This window comes from Flammeovirga pectinis (genome assembly GCF_003970675.1).
GTDB classification, from domain to species: Bacteria; Bacteroidota; Bacteroidia; order Cytophagales; family Flammeovirgaceae; genus Flammeovirga; species Flammeovirga pectinis.
Map to the genome: position 1 here is coordinate 2,883,356 of NZ_CP034562.1, position 17,765 is coordinate 2,901,120.

The following is a 17,765-nucleotide window of genomic DNA, read 5'->3' on the forward strand; positions in this document are numbered from 1 at the left end:
CATCAAAAAAGGACTTTTTAATCCTCGCTTAACATTCTGAGACGTTCAATTTCATTCAAATAATCAAGTTCTTTTCTGTTTAATTCTTCTTGAGTGGCTCGCATTTCTTCTAAATTCTGACGCATTTCTTCTTCTTGCGATCTCATTTGTTCTGCTTGCTCTTGAGAAGTCTGTAATAATACCTTTAATTTCTCCGAGGCTAGCTTGTTTAAAATAGTAATTGCAAGACTCTCACAAACTCTTTTTAAGAACTGAAGTTGGTATTCTGATAATACATTAAAACATGCTACTTCAATAACTCCTTCAATTTTATCGTAAGCAAGTAATGGGTAAATTGCCACAAAAGAAGCTGTAGAATCTCCTAAGCCAGAGCTAATATTTAAATAACCACTTGGAACTTCCTCTAGAATAATTGGTTTTCTTTCAATAAAGCATTGCCCTATTAATCCTTCACCTTGTTCTATCTTATTTGCGTTGAGATATTTTTTCCTATCGTATGCAAAAACAGATTGTCTTCTTAGATAATCTCCTCTTACTTTATCTTCTACTTTAGAATAAATAGCAACCTGATTTAAGTTCAATTCTCTTGCTAAAAAGCTAACAGACTGGTCTATCAAATCTTCTAAATTCTCTACTGAACGTGTTAAATCATTAAATTCTGATATTTTCTGAGTATTCCACGTTCTATTTTCATCTTGTACTTTAGTAAGTTTCACCTTATCTAAAGCATCTCTTAAACCTTTTTCTGAAGCTTCTAAAAGCTCATTTCTTTTTAAACTTTCATCTGTTAATCTTTCACTTTCTAAACGGTATCGCATACGTTCCTTTTGCATTAAATACAATAAAACTGCAAAACCAATAATACCAATTATTACTCCTCTTTTAGATTTAGGAGTATACATTTTGTCGTAATCAATGAGTGGATCTACTAAAAGGTCTGACAAATAGAACATACTTATTAACCCTGCTCCTAACAAGAAAAATAGACTCCACTGATAGTACTTTTCTTTTACATCAAAAATTAAGAAAGGAATTAGTAAATGCACTACACCAATTATATACCCAGATACTCTTGGTGCCGCATCGAATGGAGTAAGGTAAGAATTGTAAATTACCACAACTGCCATTGGCATTGTACTCATTAAAATCCTCGACAAGCTGTATAATCGAAGATGATTAAGGGCTAATACCGTAAGGTTTCCTAAGATTCCCATTAAAGGCCACTGTATTAATACAGGAACTTTTATTATGGCTAAAATCAAGTAAAAGATCTGGAATATTGTGAGATAAAATGCAAATTGATTTGTTGTAATCACCTTTTCTTTAGTGATTCCAAATACATTTTTATCTATTCCTATATTAAAAATTTGTTGAAAAATATTCATTTTACAATGCTCAATCTTTATATTCTTTGCCTTTAAAAGGGCATTTTGATACTGAATTAGTGTTGTTTATTCCCTTAAGAAATTTTATCACTCAAAAAAGAAACGTAAATGTTTTTAATATGATTCTAAGTAGCTGTAAATCAGTATTTAAAATCACAAATTATAAAAAACATTATAAAAATATTTAGTCAGTTTCTATAAAATGTAGTTCTTTTCAGTTGTTGCAAACTTAAAAAAACATTTTATAGGACTGACTTTTTTATTTAACGCAAAAAACGTACTGAAATTATGAGTTATGTAAATGTTTTAAGAAAGAAAAGACTATTAGAAAACTACTCAGACTATTTACAGAAGGAAATTGATGAGCTTAAAAAATCAGTTGGAGATACTTTAGTTGAATTAAGCAAGGTTCGTCCATCTAATTTAGAAACAGTACAACAAAATTTATTTCAAACCGAAGATTTATTGGAAGAATTTAAAGTATTGAAAGAAGCTAATAATAGAGCTCTAGAGAACATAAACATCATAATGAGTAAGAACTATGCAAATGATAATTAAACTTCTCCTAATGGTCTCTGTATTGGTGCTTTGCTCATTTGCAGATAAACAACCAACTAAAGTATTTATAACTACAACACAATACAAAGCAGATATTAAGGTATTTATATCAAATAAGGCTATTAGTAGTAATGGAACTATTAGCAATGATAGTTTTAGAAACCCTGATTATCTAATTGTAGACTCTGAATATGTAGCGGATGAAAGAATTTATTTAGTAGGACAGCGATACAGAGCTGATTTAATCCTACAGATGCTATAGGTGAAATCTATAACGATTAAAAATAGGATAAATAAAGAGTGTTAACAAGTGATTTACAAATATAATTATGCAAAACAAAAGAGTATTAAGCAATCTGACGACAGAACAATTAAGAGAGGTTTATCTCTTTTTTGTAAGCAACTCAGAGGCCAGTGTGATAACAATGTTACAACAACGATTGAAAGATGAAAAAATAATAAAATAGCAATCAAAATAAACAGCAATAACCAATAGTAATTAATCAATAGCAGAATAATCTAAAGAAAATCTTTAGGCATTATTTTAAAAAATAGAGTAGTAAAATATAAGCCATAAAAAAAAGAGGTATTAGAAGATTTCGACCCTTTCTAATACCTCTAGGGCGTATTTCGCTACCCTTTATACAAGTACAAATATAGTGAAAAATAGACTTTTATACAACTGTATCTTAGAAGAAAATTATACACTTTCTAATGGAGAGAGTACGTTTTCTTTTAACCCAAAAGGCGATTTAATTATAAATTACGCCCTTTCAGATGGCAGACCTTTACCGTATAGACCTAATGGTTATAAATGGGAGAAAAACTTTACTAGAACAAGATTTTTAAACCCAATAAATAACAAATACTCTCAAGCTAAGAACTCGGGAAGTCATTTATTTATTAATGGCTTACTTTATTATATTTCTAATAATACAGATAATGTAAACTCTTTTTCTGACTTAAAAGATATCTATATTGTAGAAGGAGAAAAGAAATCTTATTATTTGAATTTACTAGGTATTCCTTCTGTAGCCTTCGGTGGACTAGAAACAACTCAAGCCTTTTTAAATGGAAATAAAATCAAAAGAAGCAAATTAAATTCTCTAATAACTGAAGCTGAAGAAAATAGAGAAGCTCCAGTAGAAGGAATTGAAGAGCTATTACACGAAGAATTACTAGAGTTAACCTCTAAATGTACAAACCTAAAAAGAATAACTCTTTTACAAGATGCTGATTGCAGATATAAGAATGATATTTTTAGAGCTGATGACAATAAACATTTAGGATTTTTAAAAGCTATAATCAACTTTACAAAAGCAGTAAGTAGAATTAAGAACTCTAAAGGTCAACTTATAGAGCCTTTTTATATTAACCATGAACCTTTGCACGACATTGGAAAAGGTATTGATGACTGTTTAGAGAATTTAGGTAGAACTAAACAGGATAAACTTCTAAGGTGTTTAAAAAATAAGAGAAATTACTACTCTAAAATTTTTAATAAAGAAACTTTTGATTACGATTTTAACAGTAGTGATAATGGAGAACCATTAATTAATGTATTCCATTTATGGTCTACCTCTTTTAAATATATATCAGATTACTTTACTATTGAGAATCCATTAACTAAAACTGAAGCAATAGATAATGCTATTGAAAACGGCTTAAAAGAAAGTGAATTAAGAACTGTTTTTAAGAGAAATTTAGGATTTAATGATGATGTAGACCTAAATAAAATCAATTCTAACAATACTTCTAAAGATTTTGATATTGTTACTCCATATATCAGAGTAGAAGCATTTTCAACCTTCTCACACGTTCCAAAGGTTATTCATACAGTAGTAGCAAATAAATGTTTAATTAATAAATCTTCTTCAGGTCAATTTCATTCTATTTTGCATCAAACAAAAGTATCTACTTCAGAGATTGAAGAATTTATTATTGAAGCATCGAAAAAGCTGTGGAAAATAAATTTCATGCTATCTACTGAAGAAGATTTGAAGCAGAATATTTATGATATTAGCTCCTTAATATTCATTGAAGCTATTGAGCGAAATTTGATTATTAATTATACTGATGTAATTGATTTAGTTTCTATGATAGATTTTAGTAAAGTAAAAAAAGCTACTATAAAATATTATCAACTAAATAGCGAAAGAATTATTCCTTTACACATAATCGGTGGAATAGCTCAGAGAAGTAAACGTTTATATAATAACGATTTTAATACTGAAGATTACGCTGATTTTATTTTAGAAGGAATGACTGTAGAAGAAATGGCTTACAACACTGGTAAAAGCTCAAAAACCATTAAAAGTGATATTAAAACTATTTTTGGCTATGATTATACCAAAACAGATGCAACACAAATAAAAATATATAACTACTGCCAAATATATATAGAACAAGCTATGTTAAATGGCTATTCTGAAGAAGAAGCTTTTAAAAATATTGATAAGAAAAATGTAGCAGAATGTATAAATATATCTTATGCTTCAATTAAAAGAAATTGGGAAGGCTCAAAAACGGAAAAAGCTATATATAGTAATTGCTTATATATAGCTTTTTCCAAAAATGAGCCTTCTAATAAAAAAGTACTTTCTGAAGATAATATTACTAAATCACTTTCTTTACAATATTCATTTTATACAGATGAAATAAAGGATAATCCAGAATTTTATATGAATAGAGCTAAATCAGATAAAGAGCCATTTAAAGAAGTGACAATGTCAGAGATTCCTATGTACTCTAAATCTACTAACACAAAAGAAGTGCGCACTGAAGATGTCGATACTAAAAATATTCATTTTAATGACTTAGAACGAGGTAAAGGTTTTAACTTTTGTAATGGAGCTATCTAATCTCAATTTTTAATACTTCAGATATAGACTTTAAACCTTCTAATTTCAGTTTTATAGGTTCACTATTGTTACCTTTTAATTTGGTTGAATCAAATAAAACTCGATACTCTCTTTGGTAATCATGGTCTTTGGTTTTAGAGAAGTAATTTAACTTCCCATTATATGTATTTTTATCGTAAAAATTAACAGTGCCATATTCTAGGGATTTTGTTATTCCTAATTTCTTTAGTGATGATTCTATCATACTGATTAATTTGCGAGGGTCTTTTATTAATAAAGCATACTCACCAAAATCAATCATTCTGTTATCAATTTTATTGTATTCAATATGATTGCTTTTTTTATCAATTTTAACCTCGAGAAAAAATAAGCTACAAATATGCTTGTTAGCATTTTTATCATAAGCTGTATGTTGTGCCGACCCGTTTTCTGCAATCTTTAAATTAATGTAATCAATTCCATCTTTTGATAACTGAAGTGATGTTAATTGTTGGTTAATTAAATTCCCTTCTTTAGGGTCATTTCGTTTTATATTATCTCTATCACTATCCTTAAAATCAAAGATTTTTTTAAAATATAAATACTCATTTTCATACATATCCCTAATAATTTCTTCTCTCTGAAATTTCAATAAGTAGTAATCCATATAATTATTAATTTATCTCCTTTTATCTCTAGTATAAAGTTATCAAGAATAATCTATTCAGAAAGAATCATTTAATAGATTATTTTTTTTAAAAAAACAACCTAAAAAGATTGAAATAAGTTTACAATCATCCATTAGCTATACAATATATATAGAAGATAAAACTCATATAAAATGGATGACATAACTAAAAAAACTACTTCACTTCAGATACACATTAGGTTAACTAAGGAAGAAGTAAAACAATTAGAATTAGCGATGGAACTAACAAAATCGAAATCAAAAACAGATTTCACACGCAAAGCATTATTCAATCACATTATCAGAACTTTATATTAAATGAGCTTAACAAAAAACATTAAACAGCTTTTTTCTCCTACAGAGCAAAGGAGCGAAACAATAGGATTTATAGATGATACTACTTCTAATTTAGTCGATTCTGATTTAGAGCGAGAGCAATGGACTACACTAACAGATAAGTTAGGAGCAAATGGCTCTTACCTAACTTCTGAAATCGTTACAATGTTAGCCAGTACTCCAATACAACAGTTTGATAATCAAACTAATTTTGTATTCACAAAGGGCTTTAAGAATAGAGTGCCATTGCTTACACCTTCTCTCACGTCTAAGAGAGCTTTTTACCAAAGTTGTATAGCAGATATTCTGAAATATGGCGTTGCTTATGCTACATATGATAGCAACAATAGAATACAGTATTTAAAATACAATTCATGCACCTTAAAAAGTGATTGGAGTGCTCCATATACTAATTATGAATTGGAAGTAAGTAACGTAGCTCAAAGTGGGAAGAAAAGTAATTCATTTACTTTGAATCAGAAGCAGTTTTGCATGTTCATGCACCCAATTTTTAGTAGCTCTCAATATGCTAATAAACCAATGGAATTTGTAAATAACTATCAGAGTATGTTAGCAGAGATTGATAGTTTAGACGAGAGCCTTGCTAAAAACAGAGGTGTTGGAGCTACTGTAATCTCAACAGCAACCAAAGTGAGAGATGGTCAGGCTAGTAAGATACTTGAGAAATTCAGAGAGAAAATCGTTAAGACAGGAATGATAATCTTTGAAGGTGCTTTATTAGATAGTAAACCATTGACCCCAGCTTCAGCGAATGATAGAAGTTTGTTCAATGAAAGTAGAAAATACTCCAATAATCAGATAGCTAAACTATTTTTAATTGATGCTGAAGCCTACTCTAAAGCAAATTCTGAAGAAAAATTTATGTTATTACAGGCATGGCAGAATGTGTTCCTATCAGAATATGAAAATACACTTTTAGAACCTACTCAGAGCTTCAGATTTAATTTCTTAGCATCTAATTATGTAAATGTATCAGATAGAGAAACGGTAGTTCAATCGCTTTTTACTTCTAATAGTATTGATTCAAAAGGAGTGCAACGTATCTACAATTTAACTGATATGAATGTTAATAATGATTTCATATCTGTTCAAGTACAAAATAAAAATAATATAGAAAATGAAAAATAGAGAAGTCAACCCAAATCATAGATTTTCTAAAGAAGATAATTTAAGCGAATGGAGAGCTTATATAAATGAAGAAAAGCAACTACAGGAACTTCTCCTTTCAATGCCTTTGAGAGAGGCTAGGAAACTGATGAGCCAACCATTTTTCAAGCGACAAATGGAGATTAGAATGGCTGAATTTGAACAAGACAGGAAAGAACAACGATAATAATTTTAATAAAACACAGACAATAAAAATATAATAATATGGCATTTAACGACCAACAACCCAATATGGGAAAAGTAGATAAATTTGTATCATTCGATTCTGCAAAGTATGCGAATTTAGAACGTTTCAATATTTTAGAATACAATCAACTAACAGAGATTAGAGAAGTCACTACTTTTAGTCCTACAATTTTAACGCTTACAAATAGCGCAACTGATGTAGGTTTTGTAACAGATGTATTAACAGAAGACTATGTTCGCACAAATGGCGTAAATTTTGGATTTAGTTTGAAATCTGACTTTTCTATGAGATTTGCAAAGCAAGGAGGTGAAGATGTTTTAAATCCAATACATAGCAGTATTTGTGGCATGGTTGAAACAAATTTAGTTCAAGAAATTATTGCTTCAGCTTCTCAATATGGCACAGCAATACCTTATACTACTGGTAATGAATATCAGGCAATTACTATAGCTGTAGCAAAAGCAAAATCTTACTGTAATGATAATGACTCAATAAAGATAATGTGCCCTACTTTGGATGCTTATTTAATTGAGCCATTAACTAAAGATGATGGTTTATTAATGGGCGTAGAAGTTTTATACACTGATGTAGTTACTGAAATTCTAGTAACTGTAAAGGGGTACGCAATAGTGAATACAGAGCGTTCTGCCATTTATGACAAGTTCTCTAAAGGAGGTAATGCTGAAGCACAATTTCAGTACTCTATCTTGGGGAAGTACTCTTATTCTAAATCAGAAGATTTTGTTTATAAAATCTTAGAATCTTAAAGTATGGGAATGCTATTTTTTATAATTGGGTTAGGTAGTTTATTATACCTAGCCCTATTAAAATTTGAAACTAAATGAAAATTTACAAAGCTACTCGTGGGGATGATGTAAGACTCCTTATGAAGGATAAGCCATCTTCTGAAGCTATTACTTATTATAGTCAATGCAGAAGAAGGGAGAATATTTCTTCTTACGTAGAATTAACTACAGAAGTAGTGGAAGGTAGTATTTATCTAGTAATCCCTTCTGAAGTATCAAAGGGGTTAAACGGGTATTATTATTTTGATATTGAACAAACTTTAGAAGGGGGGTTAATACAAACTATCGAGCGTGGAAGTATTTTAATTATTCAGCCCGACACAACTAAGCGAAGTAATGATTAACTATAATAGAATAAAACAATGAATGACATATATTTTTTATACAACGGAATAATTAGAACAGCTAGAACTAAAGAAGAACTAAACGATTTAATAAATATCGGCTTTGTGGCTTTAGCGTCCTATAGTCCTACAAAGAAGATGGTTTATGATTTAAGCCACAAAACACCTGAGCAATTGTTTCTTTTAACTGAAGCATTGAAAAATGAAATAAAAGCTGTAGATAATTATGGTATTAACATGTATTAATATATATTTGCATAGAATCGTAAGCTATTAAAATAGCTTTTAGAATAAAATAGCAATCTTTTTAGGTTGCTTTTTTTTATATCTTTACAATAGCTACAAAAAAAACTTTTGAAAATAAGGTGAGAAGCCAGTACAATCTTCTCTCGAATGGCTGTAGATATATTTACCCTCCCCCCTTCCTTAAAATACACTTTAGGATGGTTTATACCACTTTAGAAAAAACTTTTGAAATCGACTCGCTACTTACTATAAGGATAACCACGTGGTTTGTCACTACTTTCTCTTAAAAACAGCTACATACCCCTATCTTTTTTATCTAAACCATTATTTATTTTAAAACTAAACAGAAAATAAATGTAATACAATGTAACTTTTCTGTTTCATTTACGTATAATAGCAGAGATAACGCAAACATCAGTTGTAGGTAGAAGGAGAGCCAATAACAGTAACTCTCCTTCGCAATTGATTTCAAGATACTATATAAAGAGTAGAATTAGTTCGTAATACCACATTCTAATATCACTTTATCAGAAATTGAGTCACTCGTAAAACAGTGGCTCTTTTTTTTATTTCATATTATAAATAGTTTTATCGAAGCCATTTATTATCATTATTAAAAGGTCGATATGTTGCTCATCCTGGCACACTTCCAAGAACTTCTTAACTATCAACTTCTTCTGATGCATTACATCTGACTCATCTGCTAAACCTTGTATGCTTATGCTATCATTCATACTATTAAAACCTTCAATGTAATATGAAGCGTACACATCACTTGCTTGCATCTTCTTGGTATTAGTCATTACATAGTTATGCTGTGTAACGTCTTGACTGGTAACGTGATTCCAATCATTCAAAGTTATAGCATCTACTCCTTTTTCAAACATTACAGTAACCATGAACTTCCTACAGCTATGGAGGTTAACGTTATTACCTAATATAGTTCTAACACGCTTTACTTCTCTATTGATATAAGATTTGTTTGCTAGGTTATCATATACATCTATTAGCAGTGTGTTCTTCTTTGTATTATACACATCAAAATGCTTTGATATATTAGTGTAGTGTAGCCATAGATTGATATTACAAAATACTCTCTTAATAGTTCTTGTTTTATTTTTTAGTGGTATATAATCAAGTATTACATAACCTCTATTAACTGTAAATTGTTCTTCTCTTAATTCCATTATTTCTTCAGCTCTTAACCCAAACAACAAAGCCACCTTCCATAGTAGACTATCGTGTTTAGATAATAAGAAGTCGGCAGATTTTGAATCCATATTCATAGAAGCTACTCTTTGTACTCTTACAGGTGTTATCTGTTTAGATACTATAGGAGAGTTAATATCTAATGGTAAGGGTAGTTTAAAATGGTTTACAGCAATTTTAATAGCATCTATAAAAGCTACACCTAAGTTAGATTTTGTACTATCTGATTTAGGGTAGTTGTCTATTTTAGATAGTATTGAAGAAGCCATTTCTAAATTTAACTTGTTCAGGTTAAAATCTGTTTTGATTATCTTACCTTCTAAAGTATTGTATCTACTTAGATATGATGATGAAGTTCGTTTTACTTTCTTAATTTCTGAAAATAATTCAAATATTGTTTTAATTTGAAAGTAGTCAGAATTACCTATGTACTGGTTCTTTGCTTCAATTACCTTCTTCTCAATTTCTAATAGAGCTAATTTATTATGGTCTTTTTGGTTGCTATCAATTGGAGATTTATATATAAACAACTTAGTTTTTATGTACTCTCTTTTGTTATCTTCATCATCTAAGTAGATGGCTAACGTTTGTCTACCACTTTGCGTTACTGGGTACTTATGTTTACCTACTCTTATTATCTGCTTATTCATATCTAATCTTATATATATAATTATATATTCAAATATAATTTATTATAACAAATAAATAGAATAATATATGAAGTTTACTGTTTTTATAGCATTTAATAAGGTTTTATTCTTATATTTGTAATGCAACAACAACGAGGAAAGAACGTAAATTCAATTTTCATAGTATAAAAAATCATGCTATAAATGAATATTTCACAAGACTTATATAGAACTTCTTTAACATTACTCACAGATCTTTACCAAATTACAATGGCTTATGGCTATTGGAAGAAAGGTTTTGCTGAAAAAAAGGCTGTTTTTCATGGTTATTTTAGAAAATCTCCTTTTAAAGGTGGTTTTGCTTTAAATGCTGGTTTAGCCTATGTTATAGATTTTTTAAATAACTTTTCTTTTGCAGATGATGACATTAAATACCTTAGTACAATTACAGATGCAGAAGGCCAACCATTATTTGAGGCTGATTTTTTAGAGTATCTAAGAAACTTACAATTTGATCTTACAATTCATGCAATTGAAGAAGGAACAATAATTTTCCCGAACGAACCTTTTATTAGGGTTACTGGTAGTTTACTTCAATGCCAATTAATAGAAACTGCTCTTCTAAATATTATCAATTTCCAAACCTTAATTGCTACTAAAGCTGCTCGATTAAGAATTGCTGCTAAAGACGATCAATTATTAGAATTTGGTTTAAGAAGAGCTCAAGGAATTGACGGTGGAATTTCTGCTACTAGAGCTGCATATATAGGTGGTTTTAATGCAACTTCTAATGTATTAGCTGCTAAACTATTAGACATCCCTGTTAAAGGAACACACGCACACAGTTGGATAATGTCTTACGATGATGAGTTACAAGCATTTAAAGCCTACGCTGATGTAATGCCTAGCAATTGTATTTTTCTTGTTGATACCTATAACACACTAGAAGGTGTAAAAAATGCCATTACTGTTGGCAATTCATTAAAAGAAAAAGGATATGCAATGAATGGTATCCGCTTAGATTCAGGTGATTTATCTTACCTAAGTATAGAGGCTCGTAAATTACTTGATGATGCCGGTTTTACAGAAGCTTCTATTGTAGCAAGTAATGATTTAGACGAGTACCTAATCAATAGTTTAAAGATAGAACAAAATGCCAAAATCAATGTTTGGGGTGTAGGTACTAAACTGGTTACAGCTTACGATCAACCTGCATTAGGTGGTGTTTATAAGCTAAGTGCAATTCAGGATGAAAATCAAAAATGGCAATACAAGGTCAAATTATCAGAACAGATAAATAAAATTTCTACACCAGGGATTTTACAAGTTAGACGCTTTAAAAACGCTAACGGTAAACTTAATGCTGATATGATCTTTAATGAAGAAGAAAACATTAGCAATAACCCAATACTTATTGACCCTAATAATGGAATTCGATCTAAGAAAATAGACAAATCAAAAAATTATGAGGATTTACTAATTCCTATCTTCGAAAATGGTAAATTAGTCTATAATTCTCCATCCATTCATAGTATTCAACTTAAAACAATAAAAGAATTATCGCAGCTTGATGATAGTATAAAAAGGTTTTATCACCCACATGAATATCCTGTAGGGCTAGAAAGCACTCTTTATAACTTAAAAATGAATGTAATTCACAAATTAAAGTCATAATCAAGCAAAATATAATTCCAATTGACATTAAATTATTTTAATTTTGAATTGGTTTAAGAATCCAAAATTAAATTTTTTAAACTGTCAGCCTCACGTAAAATAAAATATGGCTTCAGAACCTAAAAAGAACGTACGAAAAAATATATATAAACCCTCATCGGTACCTCAATCTTCGGCTACTCCCCACGCTGAAGAAACGGAAAGGCCCGTACGCTTAAAAGTGCCTAAGATGAGTTTTGATAATAATAAACTGAAAGATCCACGACTTCAAACTAGTATTGGTTTATCTCTAATTTTTCTTTCTGTTTATACCTGCTTAGCATTACTTTCTTTTGTATTTACAGGGAAAGCTGATCAGAGTATTATTGAAAATGTTGGTGGAATAACAAATCTTATCTCATCTGGGAAAGAGGTTCAAAACTGGTTAGGACTTTTAGGTGCGTCGTTGTCTCATCTTCTAGTTTATAATATGTTTGGTCTTGGTTCTATTCTACTTATTCCAATGCTATTTTCTGCAGGGTACGAATTATTTACCCAAGGAAATGGTAAACTCATGAAGTTTAGAAAACTGGGTTACATCTGTCTTTTCTACATGCTTTGGATAAGTGTATTACTAGGTTATTATGTTGTAATAAAAGACACTCCAAATCTTTTAGGTTTCTTGTGTGGTAAAATTGGTTTAACCGTTGCAGATGGTATGTATAGCTTAATTGGATGGGGAACTATTATTTTCCTAATCTTAGCTGTACTTATTCATGGTGTCTACATCGTTAAATTTAATGCCGTATCTAAAGTAATTGGTAAAGTAACTAAAAATAGATATTCTGATAAATCTGAGGTTAATACCACTTCTGAAACTGAAAACACTACTCTTTCTGAAAATGAAAGTGATGATGAGCTTGAAGAAGACGAAGATTTGGAGAACTATTCTGAAGAAGAAACTTCAATTGAAACTTCATCACTTACAAATGAGAATGTAATTGAGGAAGAGATTACTGAAGAGCCAAATGAAATTGAAGAAGAAGCTGCTCAAGATACTGGACTTGTACCACATAATGCACAACTTCCTTCTGTAGTAGAGCCCGAGGCTCCAATTGTTACAGAAAGTGTACCTCAACAAGCTATTAAAGTTGATCCTATTTCTGTAGATGTAAATATTCAAGTAGAACACGTTCAAGTAGGTGGTAATGGTACTAATCAAATACCTCCAACACAAAACTACTCTAAACAACAATCTAGAGATACTACTTCTGAAATGCCTCCTGTAAAAGAAGAAAAGAAAGAATCGCCAACTCCAAATCCTTCTTCTCAACAGAAAAAAGTAACTCCGAATACTCCTCCGATTATAGAGATAGAAGCAGAGCCTACAAAATCTGAAACAATAAAATTAGACCCTCCTGCTCCTCCTAAGAAAAAAGAGAAAGTAGAAAACCCACATGAATTATCTGATGTATCTACAACAGAAAACGTGGATAAAGCAGATCTAAATGTCTTAAAAAAGATTGAAGAAGAACCGGATGAAATCGTCAATATCGAAGATATGGATGAATACGACCCGAAGCTTGATCTTAGTCATTATAAATACCCTGATTTAGACCTTCTACACCCTCCCGTTGAGAGTAAAGCGAAGGTAACTAAAGAGGAATTAGAAGCCAATAAAGAAAAAATTGTAAACACATTAAGGCACTTTAAAATTGGTATCGCCTCTATTAGTGCTACAATTGGTCCTACTGTTACTCTTTATGAAATTGTTCCTGAAGTAGGTATTAAGATTTCAAAAATTCGTAACCTAGAAGATGATATTGCATTAAGTTTAGCTGCTCTTGGTATTCGTATTATTGCTCCAATTCCTGGACGTGGTACAATTGGTATTGAAGTACCAAACAACAATAGAGAAATGGTATCTATGTCTTCTGTTTTAGCGACTGAAAAGTTTGCAAAAGCAAAAATGGATTTACCTGTTGCCTTTGGTAGAACAATTTCTAACGAAGTATTTGTTGCCGATCTTGCCAAAATGCCTCACTTATTAATGGCTGGAGCAACGGGACAAGGTAAATCAGTTGGTATTAACGTACTTCTTAGCTCATTACTTTATAGAAAACATCCATCAGAATTAAAATTTGTGATGATTGACCCTAAAAAGGTTGAATTGTCACTTTTCAATAAAATAGAACGCCACTTCTTAGCAAGCTTACCTGATGCAGAAGAGGCTATTATTACAGATACTAAAAAAGCCATTCATATTCTGAACTCTCTTTGTACAGAAATGGATATGCGATACTCTTTATTGAAATCTGCGGGGGTTCGAAATATTAAAGAATACAATACTAAATTCTGCAACCGTAGATTAAACCCAAAAAAGGGGCATCGTTTCTTACCATATATTGTTCTAGTTATTGATGAACTTGCCGATTTAATGATGACAGCAGGTAAAGAAATTGAAGGACCAATTGCACGTTTAGCACAGTTAGCTCGTGCTATTGGTATCCATTTAGTTGTAGCCACTCAACGTCCTTCTGTTGATGTTATTACGGGTATGATTAAAGCCAACTTCCCTGCTCGTTTATCATTTAGAGTAACTTCTAAAATAGATTCTAGAACAATTTTAGATGCAGGTGGAGCAGATCAATTAATTGGTATGGGTGATATGTTATTATCTACGGGTAATGACCTTACGCGTATTCAGTGTGCATTTATTGATACTGATGAAGTAGAAAAACTTTGTGATTTCATTGCAGATCAGACTGGTTTTTCTGCGGCCTATATGTTACCTGAATTTGAAGAAGAACAACCAGCCTCGAAAGGCGGCGGTGGTGGTAGCGTTGACGATAGAGATGATCTATTTGAGGAAGCTGCCCGATTACTTGTTCGCCATCAACAAGGTAGTACATCTTTAATCCAACGTAAATTAAGTTTAGGATATAACCGTGCTGGTCGTATTATAGATCAGTTAGAAGCTGCAGGAATTGTAGGTCCGTTTGAAGGTAGTAAAGCAAGACAGGTTAATGTAAAAACAGAAATGGAATTAGAGGTTGTATTAAATACTTTATAGCCTTTTATGAAACATTTTACATAGTAAGTCTCGTAAAATACACTTGAACTACTATAAACTAGTTAATAGATTATGATTAAAAGCAACAAAAATATATTATCATTCCTTTTCATTTTAGTTTTATCAATAGGTAATTTATTTGCCCAACAAGATGAAAAAGCACAAAAGATACTTGACCAAATGAGTAGCTTTTATAAAGGACTAAACTCTTTTAGTGCAGATATCAACCAAGATGCTATTAGTACTTCTGATGGTAAAATTGGAGATATTCAGATGAAAGCCATTGTAAGCGGTAACAAATACCAATTGCAATTAGATGGTCAGACAATTTATAACGATACTAAAACAGTCTCTCGTTATGATCAAGAAATGGAAGAGGTAACGATAGAAGAAGCAGATTCTGACGATACGGATGTAATGAGTTCTCCTGCTAAGATTTATTCTATCTATCAAAAGAACTTTAAATATTTATATATTGAAAAGGATGCAAAGGGAAATGATGTAATTGACCTTTCTCCTGATAAAAGTTTAGAAGTCAATTTCTTTAAAATTAGAATGCATATCAATCCAAAGACACATGCTTTGGTAAAGTTTGTAATCTTTGAAAAAGGTAATTTGATGAGGTACGAAAATTCGATCACTAATTTTAAACAAAATGTTCCTGTTAGTGATAGTGAATTTGTATTCGATACTTCTAAATATCCAGATGTTGAGGTTGTTGATTTACGATAATCATCAGCAAACATTATTAAAAAACGCCTTGATTTCTATACGAGATCAAGGCGTTTTTTTATTTCGGTAAATTTAATTTTAATTCAGACGATTTATTAAACTCTTTAATTACTTCTATTAAGTAATGGCTTTTATGTCTGAAATATTCAGATAATGATAAACTCTTATCATGTAGTCTTTCCATACCTAATTCTTCAAGGTCTTCCCATGTTACTTGCTGGAACCCCATAGACCAGGTTAGAAAGTTTCTAGTTGCTATTTCTCCTGAATATATTTTTTGAATATAATCATGACGATCATCTTTTTTAATTACATCATACAGTTCGTCTAAATCATTTTGTTCTCCTTCCAAAATTTGAATAAACAGATCATCAATAAGTAAGAGTATCCCTGTGATATCTTTCTTCTCATTATTAATTCTACTTTTAACTAGAATTTCTTTCAGTTCATTTATATCAAACGAAGCAGTTTTTTTACTGGTGTAACAAAGGCAATACATAAATCTGATAATTAGGGTAAAAAACAGAAACATCATTTTATATAAGATAGAAAATCCCTACCTACAAAAAAAGCCTCTACAATTCTAAAACTGTAGAGGCTTATAAAGTATATATTTTATATAAATATTATTCTACTGGTGCAGTTGCTTTAAATAAAACAGCTGATGTAGTAGACGTGATTTTATAGTTAGCATCAACTAGTAATACAACTACTTCACCTCTTTTAATACTTACTGTAGTAGCTCCTTCTTCAACAGTTGCTTCTCCTTCAGAAACAATAATAACCTGAGCAGTTTTAGCTACTGATGTATAAACGTCTCCTTTAGAAACGGCAATTCTACTTAATTCAAAATCAGGAGCAGGGCTTTTATAAATTCTTTCTAAACCATCTTCTTGTAACTCCCCTTTCATAATATTTGGGTGAGTTTCCTCAAAAGTTACATGTTTTAATAGTTCTGGTACATCAATATGTTTTGGAGTAAGACCACCTCTAAGAACGTTGTCTGAGTTAGCCATTAATTCCATATTTTGCCCTTCCATATATGCATGTGGTAAACCAGCATCTTGGAAAATTGCATCGCCAATATCAGCACGAACAATATTAAAGAAATAGATAGAGTAAATTCCTTTATCTAAATCAGCACCGTCTTCTTGTAATGCAACAGATTTTGCCGTCCAATAATCTGGAGATGCTTTATCTAATTTACCTGCATTATAAAGAGGCATTACACGGTCTACTAATGATTGTAGCTTTGTATTTACTTCTTCTGCAGAATACTCCATCACCGTTTTATATAAACCAAAGAAACCTTCTTCTTGGAATACAGGTAATAGGTAATTAAATTCTGGAACTGATTTTAGAACCTCTTCTAATTTTGCTTTTGGTAAAAAACCATGTAATAACCAGAACTCACTTAAAGCAACCATAATTTCTGGTTTATGGTTATCATCTTTATAATTTCTATGAGATGCAATTACAGGAATACCTTCTGCATTTTCTCTAGCAAAACCTTTCTCCGCTTCAATTTTTGTTGGATGAACTTGAATTGATAAAACATCTTTTACATCCAATACTTTAAATAAAAATGGTAAACGGCCAAATTTATCATTAATGAAATTTCCGATAGTACCAGAAGGATCATTCTTAATCATTGTATTTAGCTGCTGATTTTCTCCAACTTGCGCAGGAGCATTATCATGAGCACCCATCCAATATTCAGCATAAGGTTTTTCTTCTTTTTCTATACCAATCATTTGTGGAATAAATGAATCTCCACCCCATGCATAATTTTGTACTTTTCCTTTTAATGGAAATAATTTAGTAGTTAACATCGCTTAGTTGTTGTTCGATAAAAATAGTAATTTGATTTCATCGCAAAAATAGAAATAAA

The 17,765-nt window shown here is 30.7% G+C and carries 16 protein-coding genes; 11 read left to right on the forward strand and 5 right to left on the reverse strand.

Annotation, left to right across the window (positions count from 1 at the left end; genetic code table 11):
* Positions 1–17 precede the first annotated feature (17 nt).
* Positions 18–1,385 carry a GAF domain-containing protein gene (locus EI427_RS11430; protein WP_126614704.1) on the reverse strand — a complete coding sequence of 456 codons (1,368 nt, stop codon included), beginning with the start codon at positions 1,383–1,385 and terminating at the stop codon, positions 18–20.
* 288 nt (positions 1,386–1,673) lie between these two features.
* Here EI427_RS11430 and EI427_RS11435 point away from each other — a divergent pair, with 288 nt between their 5' ends.
* From EI427_RS11435 to EI427_RS11445, 3 genes are all read left to right on the forward strand, one after another.
* Positions 1,674–1,943 carry a hypothetical protein gene (locus EI427_RS11435; RefSeq protein ID WP_126614706.1) on the forward strand — a complete coding sequence of 90 codons (270 nt, stop codon included), beginning with the start codon at positions 1,674–1,676 and terminating at the stop codon, positions 1,941–1,943.
* Positions 1,933–2,205 (forward strand): DUF6150 family protein, encoded by a 273-nt coding sequence (locus EI427_RS11440; RefSeq protein ID WP_205727850.1) that lies wholly within the window; start codon positions 1,933–1,935, stop codon positions 2,203–2,205. Before EI427_RS11435 ends, EI427_RS11440 begins: the two co-directional genes overlap by 11 nt.
* 397 nt (positions 2,206–2,602) lie before the next feature.
* Positions 2,603–4,804: a hypothetical protein gene (locus tag EI427_RS11445; protein WP_126614710.1), complete on the forward strand. Its 2,202-nt coding sequence runs from the start codon at positions 2,603–2,605 to the stop codon at positions 4,802–4,804.
* On the opposite strand, the gene EI427_RS11450 is transcribed toward EI427_RS11445, so the two are convergent.
* A complete protein-coding gene (locus EI427_RS11450) occupies positions 4,797–5,450 on the reverse strand; it encodes a hypothetical protein (protein WP_126614712.1) in 654 nt (217 codons plus the stop codon). The genes EI427_RS11445 and EI427_RS11450 overlap by 8 nt on opposite strands.
* Positions 5,451–5,789: 339 nt before the next feature.
* On the opposite strand from EI427_RS11450, the gene EI427_RS11455 reads away from it, so the two are divergent.
* The 5 genes from EI427_RS11455 to EI427_RS11475 all read left to right on the forward strand — a co-directional run bounded on the left by EI427_RS11455 (position 5,790) and on the right by EI427_RS11475 (position 8,578).
* A complete protein-coding gene (locus EI427_RS11455; protein WP_126614714.1) occupies positions 5,790–6,956 on the forward strand; it encodes a phage portal protein in 1,167 nt (388 codons plus the stop codon).
* Positions 6,946–7,161, forward strand: coding sequence for a hypothetical protein (locus tag EI427_RS11460; protein ID WP_126614716.1), 216 nt, complete (start codon positions 6,946–6,948; stop codon positions 7,159–7,161). Before EI427_RS11455 ends, EI427_RS11460 begins: the two co-directional genes overlap by 11 nt.
* Positions 7,162–7,199: 38 nt before the next feature.
* The gene (locus EI427_RS11465; protein ID WP_126614718.1) at positions 7,200–7,949 is read left to right on the forward strand and encodes a hypothetical protein; all 750 of its coding nucleotides are present in this window, start codon (positions 7,200–7,202) and stop codon (positions 7,947–7,949) included.
* Between the two features lie 74 nt (positions 7,950–8,023).
* A complete protein-coding gene (locus tag EI427_RS11470; RefSeq protein ID WP_126614720.1) occupies positions 8,024–8,332 on the forward strand; it encodes a hypothetical protein in 309 nt (102 codons plus the stop codon).
* An 18-nt stretch (positions 8,333–8,350) separates the two neighbouring features.
* Positions 8,351–8,578 carry a hypothetical protein gene (locus EI427_RS11475; RefSeq protein ID WP_126614722.1) on the forward strand — a complete coding sequence of 76 codons (228 nt, stop codon included), beginning with the start codon at positions 8,351–8,353 and terminating at the stop codon, positions 8,576–8,578.
* 566 nt (positions 8,579–9,144) lie between these two features.
* Here EI427_RS11475 and EI427_RS11480 read toward each other — a convergent pair.
* Complete coding sequence (locus EI427_RS11480) at positions 9,145–10,437, reverse strand: site-specific integrase (protein ID WP_126614724.1); 1,293 nt, start codon at positions 10,435–10,437, stop codon at positions 9,145–9,147.
* Positions 10,438–10,620: 183 nt separating this feature from the next.
* Here EI427_RS11480 and EI427_RS11485 point away from each other — a divergent pair, with 183 nt between their 5' ends.
* From EI427_RS11485 to EI427_RS11495, 3 genes are all read left to right on the forward strand, one after another.
* Positions 10,621–12,090: a nicotinate phosphoribosyltransferase gene (locus EI427_RS11485; protein ID WP_205727851.1), complete on the forward strand. Its 1,470-nt coding sequence runs from the start codon at positions 10,621–10,623 to the stop codon at positions 12,088–12,090.
* A 106-nt stretch (positions 12,091–12,196) separates the two neighbouring features.
* Positions 12,197–15,142: an FtsK/SpoIIIE family DNA translocase gene (locus EI427_RS11490; RefSeq protein WP_126614726.1), complete on the forward strand. Its 2,946-nt coding sequence runs from the start codon at positions 12,197–12,199 to the stop codon at positions 15,140–15,142.
* Between the two features lie 72 nt (positions 15,143–15,214).
* Positions 15,215–15,874 (forward strand): LolA family protein, encoded by a 660-nt coding sequence (locus tag EI427_RS11495; protein ID WP_126614728.1) that lies wholly within the window; start codon positions 15,215–15,217, stop codon positions 15,872–15,874.
* 58 nt (positions 15,875–15,932) lie between these two features.
* On the opposite strand, the gene EI427_RS11500 is transcribed toward EI427_RS11495, so the two are convergent.
* Together EI427_RS11500 and manA are read right to left on the reverse strand one after the other, a co-directional pair.
* Entirely contained in the window at positions 15,933–16,373 is a 441-nt protein-coding gene (locus EI427_RS11500) for a BLUF domain-containing protein (RefSeq protein WP_170178450.1), read from the reverse strand.
* Positions 16,374–16,500: 127 nt separating this feature from the next.
* The gene (gene manA / locus EI427_RS11505; protein ID WP_126614732.1) at positions 16,501–17,706 is read right to left on the reverse strand and encodes a mannose-6-phosphate isomerase, class I; all 1,206 of its coding nucleotides are present in this window, start codon (positions 17,704–17,706) and stop codon (positions 16,501–16,503) included.
* Positions 17,707–17,765: the final 59 nt, after the last annotated feature.

Coding starts and splice junctions, on each gene's coding strand:
- EI427_RS11470 (WP_126614720.1), top strand. CDS start 8,024: ATGAAAATTTACAAAGCTACTCGTGGGGATGATGTAAGACTCCTTATG.
- EI427_RS11485 (WP_205727851.1), top strand. CDS start 10,621: ATGAATATTTCACAAGACTTATATAGAACTTCTTTAACATTACTCACA.
- EI427_RS11480 (WP_126614724.1), bottom strand. CDS start 10,437: ATGAATAAGCAGATAATAAGAGTAGGTAAACATAAGTACCCAGTAACG.
- EI427_RS11435 (WP_126614706.1), top strand. CDS start 1,674: ATGAGTTATGTAAATGTTTTAAGAAAGAAAAGACTATTAGAAAACTAC.
- EI427_RS11500 (WP_170178450.1), bottom strand. CDS start 16,373: ATGTATTGCCTTTGTTACACCAGTAAAAAAACTGCTTCGTTTGATATA.
- EI427_RS11450 (WP_126614712.1), bottom strand. CDS start 5,450: ATGGATTACTACTTATTGAAATTTCAGAGAGAAGAAATTATTAGGGAT.
- EI427_RS11490 (WP_126614726.1), top strand. CDS start 12,197: ATGGCTTCAGAACCTAAAAAGAACGTACGAAAAAATATATATAAACCC.
- manA (WP_126614732.1), bottom strand. CDS start 17,706: ATGTTAACTACTAAATTATTTCCATTAAAAGGAAAAGTACAAAATTAT.
- EI427_RS11440 (WP_205727850.1), top strand. CDS start 1,933: ATGATAATTAAACTTCTCCTAATGGTCTCTGTATTGGTGCTTTGCTCA.
- EI427_RS11430 (WP_126614704.1), bottom strand. CDS start 1,385: ATGAATATTTTTCAACAAATTTTTAATATAGGAATAGATAAAAATGTA.
- EI427_RS11465 (WP_126614718.1), top strand. CDS start 7,200: ATGGCATTTAACGACCAACAACCCAATATGGGAAAAGTAGATAAATTT.
- EI427_RS11455 (WP_126614714.1), top strand. CDS start 5,790: ATGAGCTTAACAAAAAACATTAAACAGCTTTTTTCTCCTACAGAGCAA.
- EI427_RS11460 (WP_126614716.1), top strand. CDS start 6,946: ATGAAAAATAGAGAAGTCAACCCAAATCATAGATTTTCTAAAGAAGAT.
- EI427_RS11475 (WP_126614722.1), top strand. CDS start 8,351: ATGAATGACATATATTTTTTATACAACGGAATAATTAGAACAGCTAGA.
- EI427_RS11495 (WP_126614728.1), top strand. CDS start 15,215: ATGATTAAAAGCAACAAAAATATATTATCATTCCTTTTCATTTTAGTT.